General features: G+C 65.5%; 11 protein-coding genes. 3 read left to right on the top strand and 8 right to left on the bottom strand.

The annotated features are described in order from the left end of the window. Positions 1-9 precede the first annotated feature (9 nt). Both B447_RS07340 and B447_RS07335 read right to left on the bottom strand, forming a co-directional pair. Positions 10-378, bottom strand: coding sequence for an STAS/SEC14 domain-containing protein (locus B447_RS07340; RefSeq protein WP_002924517.1), 369 nt, complete (start codon positions 376-378; stop codon positions 10-12). Positions 379-486: 108 nt separating this feature from the next. Next, positions 487-1,329 (bottom strand): DMT family transporter, encoded by an 843-nt coding sequence (locus tag B447_RS07335; protein WP_002938245.1) that lies wholly within the window; start codon positions 1,327-1,329, stop codon positions 487-489. A gap of 131 nt (positions 1,330-1,460) precedes the next feature. On the opposite strand from B447_RS07335, the gene glpK reads away from it, so the two are divergent. After that, a complete protein-coding gene (gene glpK / locus B447_RS07330; RefSeq protein ID WP_002938242.1) occupies positions 1,461-2,957 on the top strand; it encodes a glycerol kinase GlpK in 1,497 nt (498 codons plus the stop codon). Continuing rightward, positions 2,930-4,546 carry a glycerol-3-phosphate dehydrogenase/oxidase gene (locus B447_RS07325; protein WP_002938239.1) on the top strand — a complete coding sequence of 539 codons (1,617 nt, stop codon included), beginning with the start codon at positions 2,930-2,932 and terminating at the stop codon, positions 4,544-4,546. The genes glpK and B447_RS07325 overlap by 28 nt, the downstream gene beginning before the upstream one ends. On the opposite strand, the gene B447_RS07320 is transcribed toward B447_RS07325, so the two are convergent. Both B447_RS07320 and B447_RS07315 read right to left on the bottom strand, forming a co-directional pair. After that, positions 4,498-5,829: an ATP-binding protein gene (locus B447_RS07320; protein WP_002938238.1), complete on the bottom strand. Its 1,332-nt coding sequence runs from the start codon at positions 5,827-5,829 to the stop codon at positions 4,498-4,500. The genes B447_RS07325 and B447_RS07320 overlap by 49 nt on opposite strands. After that, complete coding sequence (locus B447_RS07315) at positions 5,826-6,590, bottom strand: response regulator (RefSeq protein WP_002938237.1); 765 nt, start codon at positions 6,588-6,590, stop codon at positions 5,826-5,828. The genes B447_RS07320 and B447_RS07315 overlap by 4 nt, the downstream gene beginning before the upstream one ends. A gap of 211 nt (positions 6,591-6,801) precedes the next feature. Here B447_RS07315 and B447_RS07310 point away from each other — a divergent pair, with 211 nt between their 5' ends. Beyond that, a complete protein-coding gene (locus B447_RS07310) occupies positions 6,802-7,359 on the top strand; it encodes a Spy/CpxP family protein refolding chaperone (RefSeq protein WP_002938236.1) in 558 nt (185 codons plus the stop codon). Positions 7,360-7,463: 104 nt separating this feature from the next. On the opposite strand, the gene aceA is transcribed toward B447_RS07310, so the two are convergent. The 4 genes from aceA to clpS form a co-directional block, all read right to left on the bottom strand. Beyond that, entirely contained in the window at positions 7,464-8,777 is a 1,314-nt protein-coding gene (gene aceA, locus B447_RS07305; RefSeq protein ID WP_002924505.1) for an isocitrate lyase, read from the bottom strand. Between the two features lie 328 nt (positions 8,778-9,105). Beyond that, positions 9,106-9,585: a ribonuclease E activity regulator RraA gene (rraA, locus tag B447_RS07300; RefSeq protein ID WP_002938230.1), complete on the bottom strand. Its 480-nt coding sequence runs from the start codon at positions 9,583-9,585 to the stop codon at positions 9,106-9,108. Positions 9,586-9,720: 135 nt separating this feature from the next. Next, positions 9,721-11,994, bottom strand: a complete 2,274-nt coding sequence (clpA, locus tag B447_RS07295; protein ID WP_002938229.1) for an ATP-dependent Clp protease ATP-binding subunit ClpA — start codon at positions 11,992-11,994, stop codon at positions 9,721-9,723. Continuing rightward, complete coding sequence (clpS, locus tag B447_RS23010) at positions 11,995-12,303, bottom strand: ATP-dependent Clp protease adapter ClpS (protein WP_002924497.1); 309 nt, start codon at positions 12,301-12,303, stop codon at positions 11,995-11,997. Positions 12,304-12,656 lie beyond the last annotated feature (353 nt).

The raw sequence follows: 12,656 nt of genomic DNA, 5'->3' as shown, positions 1-12,656 counted from the left end.
GCACGGCGGTCAGGAAGCCGCTTCTGCGGCTGCATCTGCCTCCAGCCAGGCGCGCGCCTCGCCTTCATCGTCGAAGACACGCACCTCGGCATCGACGAAGAGCTGCGAGACCCAGGCGCTCCAGGTCAGCCACTGGTCCTCGGTCAGCACTGCGATACGGCGGAAATCGTGCGCATGCTGGCGCGAGAACTTGATCTCCTCCCAGGCCACGTCGAGGGTGAAGCCTGCCATCTCACGCAGGTCGAAGAGCAGGTCGACCGTGCCGGAGAACTGGATCTTGTAATTGACCAGTTCCTCGAATTCCTTGTAGTCGGCCAGCGTGAATTCGCCGAAGACGGCGACTGCCACCATCTTGTCGGTATGCTCGGTGTTGATCATCACTGCCTCCTTGCTATGGCTCGGGGATGGCTCAACTATAGTCCCGAGCAGGCCCGGGCTCAATCGTGACGGCGCGCGGATGGGGCCTTGCGAGTCTCGCTGCCGTGTTCAGCGCGCCTTGCGGGTGGCGAACGAGATGAGTATGGCGCTCGAGATGATCAGTGCGATCGCCAGCCACGAGGAGGGCGGCATCAGTTCGCCCCAGAAAAGCATGCCGAACAGGCTCGCAAACACGACCGTTGCGTAGCTCAGGTTGGCCGACACCACGGTGCGGCCGAAGCGGTACGAGCGCGTCATTGCCAGCTGGGCAAGGCCGCCGAACACGCCGACGCCGAGCAGGGTCAGCAACTGCATGCCGTCAGGGCGGTGCACGCCGCTGGCCAGGGCCCAGCCGAGGCCGATCAGCGTGGTGGTGAGTGAGAACCAGAATACCGTTCGTACCTCCGGTTCGCCCACGCGTCCGAGCTCACGTACGCTGATGTAGGCGAGGCTGGCGACTGCACCCGAACCCAGGCCTGCGGCGGCGCCCAGCCACTGCGCCGGTTGCAGGGTGGGGCGCAGCAGGATGACGACGCTGGCAAAGCCGACCAGCACTGCAAGCAGGACCGGCCAGCGCAGGCGTTCGCCGAAAAAAGCAGCCAGCAACAGGGCGACGAAGATCGGCGAGGTGTAGTTGAGCGTGACCGCCGTGGCCAGCGGCAGCAAGCCGATGGCGAAGAAGTAGCAGCACAGTGCGAGCGAACCCGACAGGCTGCGCGAGAGGTGCATGCGCCAGTGCGGCGTGGTCAGGCGCTGCCCCTGCAGGGCCGCCAGCGCCACCATCATCAGCATGCTGACTGCGCCGCGGTAGAACACGATCTCGCCGGTCGAGAAGCTGCCCGAGCTGAGCTTCACGCACACGCCCATACAGGCGAACAGGAAGCAGGAGACGATCATCCAGATGGCGGGCATGGCGGGTGTTGCGCTGCAGCGATACGGTGGCGCATTGAACCATATCGTGGCTTTCCCGGGGTGGTCGCCTTGGCGCAGCGGGGTTAGTCTGTCAGCCAGAGGTGACGGCAAACCTAGCGTGCGGAGGCGACATGGCTTATCTCCTTGCCCTGGACCAGGGAACGACCAGCTCGCGGGCGATGGTGTTCGATGCGGGGGGCCGGGTACGCGGCGTGGCGCAGGCCGAGTTCGTTCAACATTTTCCGGCGCCCGACCGCGTCGAACACGATGCCCAGGACATCCTGCGCACCCAGTTCGACTGCGCGCGCGAGGCGCTCGCCAACGCCGGTATCCGGGCCGGCGAGGTGGCGGCGATTGGCATCGCCAACCAGCGCGAGACGACCGTGCTGTGGGAGCGCGCCAGTGGCCGCGCACTGGCGCCGGCAATCGTGTGGCAGGACCGGCGCACGGCCGCCGAGTGCGAACGCCTGCGCGCCCAAGGCTGGGCGGACGACCTGCGCGCGCGCACCGGCCTCGAGCTCGATCCCTACTTCTCGGCGACCAAGCTCGCCTGGCTGCTCGATACGCTGCCCGGCGCGCGTGCGCGTGCGGAGCGGGGTGAGCTGGCCTTCGGTACCATCGACAGCTGGCTGGTCTGGCATCTTACCGGCGGCCGGCTGCATTTGACCGACCCCGGCAATGCCGCGCGCACGCTGCTGTTCAACATCCACACCCTGGACTGGGACCCCTTGCTGCTCGAGCGCTTCCGCATCCCCGCCGCGTTGTTGCCCAGGGTGGTGGCGAGCAGTGGCGTATGCGGCGAAACAGATGCCCGCGTGTTCGGAGCCCCGATCCCGATCGCCGGCATTGCCGGTGACCAGCAGGCGGCGACGATCGGTCAGGGCTGCCTTGCACCGGGCATGGCCAAGAACACCTACGGTACGGGGTGCTTCCTGTTGATGAACACCGGCGCGCATGCAGTGGCCTCGCGCAACCGCCTGCTGACCACGGTGGGCTGGTCGGGGGTCGGGGGGAGCGGGGTTTGCTACGCCCTGGAGGGCAGCGTGTTCATGGGCGGGGCGATCGTGCAGTGGCTGCGCGACGGGCTCGGGATCGTACGCCGCTCGGACGAGGTCGAGGCTCTCGCTGCCAGCGTGGCCGACAGCGGCGGGGTGGTGATGGTGCCGGCCTTCACCGGCCTGGGGGCGCCGTATTGGGATGCGAATGCACGCGGCACCCTGCTCGGGCTGACGCGCGGCAGCGGGGCAGCGCACATCGCACGGGCTGCGCTCGAGGCCATTGCCGCGCAGACCGCCGACCTGGTCGAGGCCATGGTGCGGGACGGTGCCGCGCCCCTGTGCGAACTGCGCGTCGATGGCGGGGCGGCGGCCAACGACCTGCTCATGCAGATGCAGGCCGACCTGCTCGGCGTACCGGTGCTGCGTCCTCGCCTGCTCGAGACCACCGCCTACGGTGCAGCCTGTCTGGCGGCGCTCGGCTGCGGGCTGTGGGCGGATGCCCACGAGATCGAGGCTGGGTGGCGGCTCGACCGTCGCTTCGAGCCGCGTTGGGGGGCGGACCGCCGCGGTGCGGCGCGTGCGCGCTGGGCGCGCGCGGTTACATGCGCGCGCGGCTGGGCGGGGAGCTGAGCGGGGTGGGGGACACGCAGTCGCGCGAAAACGGAGAGGTCTTCGCACGCGCGTCATTGCTCGCCAGGCTGAACGCATCGTCGACCTGGGACTTCGTGGTCATCGGCGGCGGTGCGAGCGGCCTCGGCTGTGCACTGGACGCGGCCGCGCGTGGGTACTCCATCCTGCTTGTCGAGGCGCGTGACTTTGCGGCCGGCACCAGTTCGCGGTCGAGCAAGCTCATTCATGGCGGCGTGCGCTACCTGGCCCAGGGCAGGCTGGCGCTGGTGCGCGAGGCGCTCGTCGAGCGCGGGCGTCTGCTGCGCAATGCCGCAGACCTGGTGCACCCGCTGCGTTTCGTTGTGCCGACGCAGCGCTGGAGCGAGCGGGTGTGGATGGGGCTCGGCCTTGGTCTCTACGACCTGCTCGCCGGCGCCGACGGCCTTGGGCGCTGCAGGCTCATGTCCGCGGCCGATGTCCGCACGGCCATGCCCACCTTGTGCGCGGAGCGGGCGCTGGGTGGCGTTGCTTACTGGGACGCGCAGTTCGACGACGCGGCGCTCGCCGTTGCGCTCGCGCGCACAGCCATCCTGCATGGCGCGCTGGTGCTCAATCGCTGCGCGCTCGAATCGTTCGCGCTCGATGGCAGCAGGATAGGCGGCCTCACCGTACGTGAGCGGGAGAGCGGGCGAACGTATCGGCTGGGCGCACGCGCGGTGATCAATGCCACCGGCGTGTGGTCCGACAACGTGATGCGCATGCTCAGGCCCGATGCGCCGCAGCAGCTGCGTCCGAGCCAGGGCGTCCATATCGTGATCGACGCGGACTTCCTGTCCGGAGCGGACGCGGTGCTCCTGCCGCATACCGATGACGGCCGGGTGGTCTTCCTCATCCCCTGGCAGGGCAGGGTCCTCGTCGGCACCACCGACACCCCGCGTGACGACCTGCCTGAGGAGCCCGAGCCGATGGCGGGCGAGATCGACTTCCTGCTCGAGACGGTCGGACGCTACCTGCGACGCGCGCCGACGCGCGCGGACGTGCGCAGCGTTTTCGTCGGCCTGCGCCCCCTGCTCGGAGGTGGTGCCGTGGCCGCTACCGGTAGCCTGTCGCGTGAGCATCGGGTCGATGTGTCGGAGCACGGGCTGGTCAGCGTCCTGGGCGGGAAGTGGACGACTTACCGCAGCATGGCCGAGCATGCCGTAGACGTGGCCGAGGAGGTCGCGGGCTTCGCCCATCGACCCTCCGTCACCGACAGGCTGAGACTCGACAGCGGTGGGCTGTGGCGGCCAGATATGCACGGGGAGGCGGCTTTGGGGGCTGAGGACGGCGTCTGCGCATCGCCCTTCGTGCCGTCTGCCGAAGAGGTGCGTCATGCCGTGCGAGCCGGGTTGGCGCTTGGGGTGGAGGACGTACTGGCCCGACGCAGTCGCTGCCTGTTCCTGGATGCCGAGGCAGCACGTCGTGCCGCGCCCGGCGTGGCTGCAGTCATGGCGCGGCAGCGGGGCTGGAGCCAGGCCCGTACGGATGCCGAGCGGAGCGCCTTCGAAGCGCTGGCGGCCTGCTACAGGGCGCGCAGCGCCACAGTGGCGACCAGTCCGCCATCGGGGTGATTGTGCAAGCTGACCTCGCCACCCTGACCATGCAGCAGGTTGCGGGTGATGGCCAAGCCGAGTCCGGTGCCACCGGTTTCGCGGTTGCGCGAGGCCTCTGTACGGTAGAAGGCTTCGAACACCTTCTCCAGCTCCGCTTCTGGCAAGCCCGGGCCATGGTCGCGGATGGCGATGGCGACTCTGGCAGAGGCGCCTGATGGGTGTCTGGTGAGTGCGATGTCGACCGTGCCGCCGAACTTGATACCGTTCTCGATCAAGTTCCACAGCGCCCGACGCAAGGCCGAAGGGTTGGCTTCCACACGGACACCGGGCGAGTCGGGGACATTGACCGTCCAGCCCATGTCCCGGGCGTCCTCGGCCAGGGCATGGAGCAGCGGCAGGAGTTCGACGGCTTGTGCCGGTGCGCGTTCGTCCAGGCTGCGGGCATAGGCCAGGCCCTCGCGCACCAGGCCCTGCATCGCGTCGAGGTCTGACTGGATGCGGCTGCGCAGGGCCTCGTCGTCGACCATCTCCGCGCGCAGTCTCAAGCGGGTGATCGGTGTCTGCAGGTCGTGTGAGATGGCTGCAAGGATGCGGGTGCGCTCGGTGACGTGTTCGGCGATGCGCTGCTGCATCTGGTTGAAGGCCGTGGCCGCCTGCGCCACCTCGGTCGGGCCGCGCGTGTCCATGGGCGCGCGTGCGGGGTCTTCGCCGAGTGCGCGCGCGGCGGCGGCCATGCGCGATAGCGGACGGGTTGCGAGACGGACGGCAAGCCATGTCAGCAGGCCGACGCCGACGACGAGCGCAGCCAAGGCTGCGAACAGGCGTCCGGGCTGAGGGGTGTGGAGCGGCGGCGCGGGGGGGATGTTGGGAAGGCGCACCTGAACGTGGCCGCCGTCGCGAAGCTGCAGGCTGACAAGCAGCATCGGGTGCGGTCGGTCGCCCCTGGACACGGTGAGGATGGAGAACGGGCGGTCAGGCATGGCCGTGCGCAGGGCAAGGTGCAAGGGGTGGTCGGTAGCCAGTGACCGCAGTCGATCGTCGCTGACGGGCCGCAGGCTCAGTCGCAGGCGGCGGCGGCCGAACTCGTCGATCCAGCGTTCGCGCTCGGGGGGCGACATGCGGTCGAGCAGGTCGGCCGCGGCAGCTATTTCCTGGGCAATGCCCTCGAACAGGGCGCTTCGCCCGATGCGCTCGCGCTCGCCGACGAACAGCGCGAGGCTGACCGCAAGCACCAGCGTCATGCCCACCAGCCAGATCAGCATCAGGCGGGCGAAGAGGCTGCGCGGCCAAGGCATCTTCATGCCTTTGCGCTCGTCGTGCCGGCGGCGATGCTTACCTCGGTCGCGAGCACGTAGCCTTCGTTGCGCACGGTCTTGATGATGCTCGATTCGCGGGCGTTGTCGCCCAGGCGTTGGCGTAGCCGGCTTACCAGCAGGTCGATCGAGCGATCGAAGATGTCGGCCTCTCTCCCCTGAGTGAGTTCCATCAGTTGGTCGCGTGACAGCACTTTCTGCGGGTGAGACAGGAACACGCTGAGCATCCGGTACTCTGCGCCGGACAGTGGCACCACGGTGCCGTCAGCGTCGACGAGGTGGCGGTTGACCGTATCGAGTTGCCAGTGGGCAAAGTGCAGCGCACGCGCATTGGCGGGAGGCGATGCGTCGAGATTGGGCGGCAGTGCGCGGGTCCGGCGCAGCACGGAGCGCACGCGCGCGAGCAGTTCGCGCGGCACGAAGGGCTTGGGCAGGTAGTCGTCAGCGCCCATCTCCAGGCCGATGATGCGGTCCATGTCCTCGCCGCGCGCGGTCAGCATCAGTATGGGGGTGCCGGCATGCGCTCCGCCGCCTGCGCGCAGGTTGCGGCACAGCGTCAGGCCGTCGTCGCCGGGCATCATCACGTCGAGCACGATGAGGTCGATGCGGTGTTGTTCGAGCGCGGCCTTCATCTCGCGTCCGTCGGCGGCAGTGGTGCAGCGCAAGCCCTGTTTCTCGAGGTAATCGGCAAGCAGGTGGCGGATGTCGCGGTCGTCGTCGACGATCAGGATATGGTCTTGCTGGCTCATCTTGGCTTCTCCAATGCGCGCATCTTAAGGTCTCGGGCGCTTCGTTTTGTATCCCAGCGTATCTGCTCCGGCCTCTGAGACATGAGGCTGCAAAACCCCGGTGCCTGGACAAACGCCGCTTACACGCGGGTGCTGTAATGGCTCCGTCGCCCGAACGGATGGGCGCCCTCAGAAGGGCAAGTCCCTTCCCGAACCTGATTGGAGATTAATCATGAAGACCTGGATCAAGAACTCGCTTGCTGCTGCCCTCATCGCGACCGGTGCGCTTGGAACGAGTGCCGCCCTGGCCTGGGGAGGCGGGCAGTGCATGGGGGACGGTCCCCGCGGCGGCAAGGCCGGCTGGTCACAGATGGCGCCTGAGCAGATGAAGGCGCGGATGACCGAGCGTGCCGAGCTGCACATGGCTCGTCTTGAGCTTGCACTTGCACTCACCGCAGAGCAAAAGCCGGCATTTGTCACCTTCAAGAACGACATGAAGGTGCGCGCCGAGCGCATGGCAAGCCAGATGGCAGAGCGTCGCGCTACCGAGCCGCCGAAGACGGCGATCGAGCGCATGCAGCGCATGGAAGAGATGAGCAAGCTGCGCCAGGTCGAACTGGCCGAAGCGCGCAAGTCGGTCGAGACGTTCTATGCAAGCCTGAGCGATGCGCAGAAGACCGTTTTCGATGCCGAGTTCGAGAAGATGGGGCGCAAGGGCGAGCGTGGCATGAAAGGGGGCATGCATGGCGGTCCGCGTGACGGTAGCGGCATGGGACCGGGACGCGGCTGAAGATTCGGTCACCCTGCGGCAGAAGCGCAAAGGCCACCGCGAGTGCGGTGGCCTTCTCGTCATGCCTGCCCGGAGCCGCGAAGGCGCCGGGCGCGCACGGCCTCTTAGTGGAACTGCTCTTCTTCGGTCGAGCCAGTCAGCGCCTTGACCGAGGACGAACCACCCTGGATCACGGTGGTGACTTCGTCGAAGTAACCGGTGCCGACTTCCTGCTGGTGGGACACGAAGGTGTAGCCCATTTCGCGAGCAGCGAATTCCGGCTCCTGGACCATCTCGACGTAGTGCTTCATGCCTTCGCCGCGAGCGTAAGCGTGGGCGAACTTGAAGGTGTTGTACCAGTTGACGTGGATACCGGCCAGGGTGATGAACTGGTACTTGTAGCCCAGCGCCGACAGCTCTTCCTGGAAGGAAGCGATCTGCGAGTCGTTGAGGTTCTTCTTCCAGTTGAAGGACGGCGAGCAGTTGTACGACAGCAGCTTGCCCGGGCAGGCAGCCAGCACGGCCTGGGCGAATTCGCGGGCGAAGCCGATATCGGGCACGCCGGTTTCGCACCACACCAGGTCGGCGTAGGGGGCGTAGGCCACGCCACGGGAGATGGACTGCTCCAGACCGTTCTTGACGCGGTAGAAGCCTTCCTGGGTGCGCTCACCGGTGAGGAAGGGCTTGTCGTTGGCGTCGTAGTCGGAGGTGATCAGGTTGGCGGCTTCGGCATCGGTACGGGCCAGGATCAGGGTGGGCACACCCATCACGTCGGCGGCGAAACGCGCGGAGATCAGCTTCTCGATGGCTTCACGGGTCGGCACCAGCACCTTGCCACCCATGTGGCCGCACTTCTTGGCAGCAGCCAGCTGGTCTTCGAAGTGAACGCCTGCGGCACCCGCGGCGATCATGTTCTTCATCAGTTCGAAGGCGTTCAGCACGCCGCCGAAACCGGCTTCGGCGTCGGCCACGATCGGCAGGAAGTAGTCGATGAAGCCTTCGTCGCCCGGGTTGATGCCACGCGACCACTGGATCTCGTCAGCGCGCTTGAAGGTGTTGTTGATGCGGCGAACCATGGTCGGCACCGAGTCGTAGGCGTACAGCGACTGGTCCGGGTACATGGTTTCGGAGGTGTTGCCGTCGGCGGCGACCTGCCAGCCGGACAGATACACGGCTTCCAGGCCAGCCTTGGCCTGCTGCATGGCCTGACCGGCGGTGATGGCGCCGAAGGCGTTCACGTAACCCTTCTTGGCGCCGCCGTTGACCTTCTCCCACAGCACCTTGGCGCCACGCTGGGCCAGGGTGTACTCGGGCTGCAGGCTGCCGCGCAGGCGGACCACGTCGGCGGCGGTGTAACCGCGCTTGACGCCCTTCCAGCGGGGGTTTTCAGCCCAGTCTTTTTCGAGGGCGGCGATTTGCTGTTCGCGGGTCAGAGTCATGATGCTTCCTTTAGAGAGCAGAAGGGTTCAACCATCGGGGGCCGGCTCAGGCACCGGGCTCCTATCCGGACTGCGGGCGTCTTCGAGGGAGAAAGGGCCGTGCAGATGGAGTGGAAGTATAGGCGGCATTCTGCGCAGCAGCAATATGTCTTATATAAGACATAAGAAAAAAATTTATAGTTTAAATACAGTGCGTTGTGATGTATTTTTCGTGATGTGAAAAGAAGATCGGTACAGTGAAATGGGTTCACGTCCGTCCTGTGTTGCGCTGCAAGCCGATTCGAGGTGCTTGTGAGCCGCCTCAGTCAGGAGGCGGCTCACTCAGTGCTCAAAGCAGGGCGTTTGGCGACAGGACGACCCCGTCCTCATCCGCATAGACATGGTGACCGGGTACGAAGGTGACGCCGCCGAAGGTGACGGGGACGTCGACCTCGCCGACGTCACGTTTTACCGTCTTGCGCGGGTGGGTGCCGAGCGCGAATACGCCGAGATCCATCTGGCCGATCGCGGCCGAGTCACGGATGCAGCCGTACACGATGATGCCTGCCCAGCCGTTCTTCACCGCAAGCTCGGCGAGCTGGTCGCCCACCAAGGCGCAGCGCATCGACGCGCCACCGTCTACAACGAGGACGCGGCCGGCGCCGGGGCTGTCCACTGCCTTGCGTACGAAGGAATTGTCCTCGAACAGCTTGAGGGTGGCGATCTGGCCGCCGAACGACTTTCGTCCGCCGTAGGACGAGAACATCGGTGCGACCACTGAAAGCGCGTCGCCGTGGGTGTCGCAGAGATCGGCTGTCTGGATGTTCATGCTAGCTCCCGGGAGAAGTGTCAGGTGGGCGAGGCAGCGCAGGCTGCATTCCGGGCGGCATCATATACAAAAAAGCGAGGCCGCCCCGTTACCGGAGCGGCCTCGCAGTCCTTGCCGAGGGGGCGGCGGTGTCGATCAGGCCGTTGCCGTCTCGGTCTCTTCGAACACGAGCTTCACCTTGTCGTCGTCATCGAGATCGATGGTGACCTTGCCGCCATTGACCAGGCGTCCGAACAGCAACTCGTCGGCCAGGGCGGAGCGGATCGTGTCCTGGATGAGGCGTGCCATCGGCCGTGCGCCCATGAGCGGATCAAAACCCTTCTCGGCGAGCCAGGCCTTGAGCTCGTTGCTGAAGTGGGCCTCGACCTTCTTCTCGTGCAACTGCGCCTCGAGCTGCATCAGGAACTTGTCGACCACGCGCAGGATGATGCCGTTGTCGAGCGCCTTGAACGAGATCATGGCGTCGAGCCGGTTACGGAACTCCGGCGTGAACATGCGCTTGATCTCGTTCATCTCGTCGCCCGCCTCACGTTTGGCGGAGAAGCCGATCACCGATTTCTGCATAGCCTCGGCGCCCGCGTTGGTGGTCATGATGACGATCACGTTGCGGAAATCCGCCTGGCGGCCGTTGTTGTCGGTTAGCGTGCCATGGTCCATGACCTGCAGCAGGATGTTGTAGATGTCCGGGTGGGCTTTCTCGATCTCGTCGAGCAGCAGCACGCAGTGCGGTTTCTTGGTGATCTGCTCGGTGAGCAGGCCGCCCTGGTCGAAGCCGACGTAGCCCGGGGGGGCGCCGATCAGGCGGCTGACTGCGTGGCGCTCCATGTATTCCGACATGTCGAAGCGCACCAGCTCGATGCCCAGGGTATAGGCGAGCTGACGGGCAACCTCGGTCTTGCCGACGCCGGTGGGGCCGGAAAACAGGAAGGAGCCGATGGGCTTCTGAGGGTTGCCCAGGCCGGAACGCGACATCTTGATCGCCTTGGCGAGCGCCTCGATCGCGGCGTTCTGACCGAAGACGACGTTCTTGAGGTCGCGCTCGAGTGTCTTGAGTGCGGTCTTGTCGTCATTGGACACGGTTCGGGGCGGAATGCGGGCGATCTTGGCGACGATCTCCTCGATCTCGTTCTTGCCGATGGTCTTCTTCTGCCGCGACTTGGGCAGGATGCGTTGCGCAGCACCTGCTTCGTCGATGACGTCGATCGCCTTGTCGGGCAGGTGGCGGTCGTTGATGTAGCGTGCAGACAACTCTGCTGCGCTCGACAGCGCCGAGCTCGAGTACTTGATGCCGTGATGCTCCTCGAAGCGGCTCTTGAGTCCCTTCAGGATCTCGACCGTCTCCGCGACCGAGGGCTCGACCACGTCGATCTTCTGGAAGCGCCGCGACAGCGCGTGATCCTTCTCGAAGATCTGGCGGAACTCGTTGTAGGTCGTCGCTCCTATGCACTTCAGCTGACCCGATGACAGTGCGGGCTTGAGCAGGTTGGACGCGTCCAGCGTGCCGCCCGAAGCTGCGCCGGCGCCGATCAGGGTATGGATCTCGTCGATGAACAGGATTGCATTCGGGTTCTCGACGAGTTGCTTGAGCACCGCCTTCAGGCGCTGCTCGAAGTCGCCGCGATACTTGGTGCCTGCGAGCAAGGCACCCATGTCGAGTGCGAACACCTGGGCGTTCTCGAGGATCTCCGGCACGCGCCCCTCCACAATGCGACGCGCGAGCCCCTCGGCGATCGCGGTCTTGCCCACGCCAGCCTCGCCGACCAGTAGCGGGTTGTTCTTGCGTCGGCGGCACAGCGTCTGGATGACACGCTCCACTTCCTTCTCGCGGCCGATCAGCGGGTCAATCTTGCCGACCAGGGCCTGCTGGTTGAGGTTCTGAGTGTAGCTGTCGAGGGCGCCGCCTGATTGCTTGTCCTCCTGGTCCTGCTCGGGCGCCTCGCCCTCGCTGCGGCTCTGAGGTGCTGCGCCCTGGGGGGGCGCCTTGGCGATGCCATGCGAGATGAAGTTGACGACATCCAGGCGCGAAACGTTCTGCTTCTGCAGGAAATAGACGGCGTGGGAGTCCTTTTCCCCGAAGATTGCCACCAGTACGTTGGCGCCTGTCACTTCCTTCTTGCCGGAGGACTGGACGTGCAGGATGGCGCGCTGGATCACACGCTGGAAGCCCAGGGTGGGCTGGGTGTCGATCTCGTCGCTGCCCTCGATACGTGGTGTGTGCTCGTTGATGAACTCGGTCAGTTCGCGCCGCAGTTCGTCCAGGTTGGCGGCGCATGCACGCAACACCTGCGCGGCCGAGGGATTGTCCAACAGTGCGAGCAACAGGTGCTCGACCGTGATGAACTCGTGCCGCTTCTGTCTGGCCTCGACGAAGGCCATGTGCAGGCTCACTTCAAGCTCTTGCGCGATCATTCAGTTTTCCTCCATCACGCATGCCAGCGGATGTTGATGCTGACGAGCAAACGAGGCGACCTGCTCAACCTTGGTCGTCGCGACGTCTCTTGGGAAGACGCCACATACCCCCATGCCCTCTCTGTGGACTTGGAGCATGACTCGCGTGGCACGTTCGCGATCCATGCCGAAATATTTCTGCAGTACGAGCACTACGAAATCCATTGGTGTGTAGTCGTCGTTGAGCAGAAGCACCTTGTATAACGGCGGCGGACGGGTGCGCGTCCGCTGCGCCTCCAGGACTAAATCGTCACGTTTCTGGGTACCCATGAAACTCATTCTAATGAAGTCGGGGCAGAGTGCAACAGCCGTATCCAGGGCGGAATCCTGCGCTTCCCGGGGAACCAAGTGTGTGGTTTCGGAGTCACGCGCGAGCACTCGATAGTGCGCCGCGACACCGGTGCAAGTGCATGCAGCGCCTTGAATCTCTGCTGTTGTCCGGTTTTGAATGGGGGTGAGGTTGCTGCGTTGCGCAATCGAATGGGCCTGCAAGGCCGTTGACGCTCCCAGTTCGAATGCGTAAAAGTTTGCTTGCGCACTGGGCTGAAGCTTGTTCCCGAGCGGCATCAGGGGCTTGTGCAGGTCTTTGTCGGCGTCGCAACAGACCGAGGCTGCTTCGGCGT

The organism is Thauera sp. 27 (genome assembly GCF_000310125.2).
In the GTDB taxonomy this organism is placed as follows: domain Bacteria; phylum Pseudomonadota; class Gammaproteobacteria; order Burkholderiales; family Rhodocyclaceae; genus Thauera; species Thauera mechernichensis.
Note: the sequence above shows the minus strand (reverse complement) of the source record. Positions and strands in the feature narration are given on the sequence as shown.

Excerpts from the sequence above, each read along its gene's own strand:
- glpK (WP_002938242.1), top strand. The coding sequence starts at position 1,461 with ATGGCTTATCTCCTTGCCCTGGACCAGGGAACGACCAGCTCGCGGGCG.
- clpA (WP_002938229.1), bottom strand. The coding sequence starts at position 11,994 with ATGATCGCGCAAGAGCTTGAAGTGAGCCTGCACATGGCCTTCGTCGAG.
- B447_RS07315 (WP_002938237.1), bottom strand. The coding sequence starts at position 6,590 with ATGAGCCAGCAAGACCATATCCTGATCGTCGACGACGACCGCGACATC.
- rraA (WP_002938230.1), bottom strand. The coding sequence starts at position 9,585 with ATGAACATCCAGACAGCCGATCTCTGCGACACCCACGGCGACGCGCTT.
- clpS (WP_002924497.1), bottom strand. The coding sequence starts at position 12,303 with ATGGGTACCCAGAAACGTGACGATTTAGTCCTGGAGGCGCAGCGGACG.
- B447_RS07340 (WP_002924517.1), bottom strand. The coding sequence starts at position 378 with ATGATCAACACCGAGCATACCGACAAGATGGTGGCAGTCGCCGTCTTC.
- B447_RS07310 (WP_002938236.1), top strand. The coding sequence starts at position 6,802 with ATGAAGACCTGGATCAAGAACTCGCTTGCTGCTGCCCTCATCGCGACC.
- B447_RS07325 (WP_002938239.1), top strand. The coding sequence starts at position 2,930 with ATGCGCGCGCGGCTGGGCGGGGAGCTGAGCGGGGTGGGGGACACGCAG.
- aceA (WP_002924505.1), bottom strand. The coding sequence starts at position 8,777 with ATGACTCTGACCCGCGAACAGCAAATCGCCGCCCTCGAAAAAGACTGG.
- B447_RS07335 (WP_002938245.1), bottom strand. The coding sequence starts at position 1,329 with ATGCCCGCCATCTGGATGATCGTCTCCTGCTTCCTGTTCGCCTGTATG.
- B447_RS07320 (WP_002938238.1), bottom strand. The coding sequence starts at position 5,829 with ATGAAGATGCCTTGGCCGCGCAGCCTCTTCGCCCGCCTGATGCTGATC.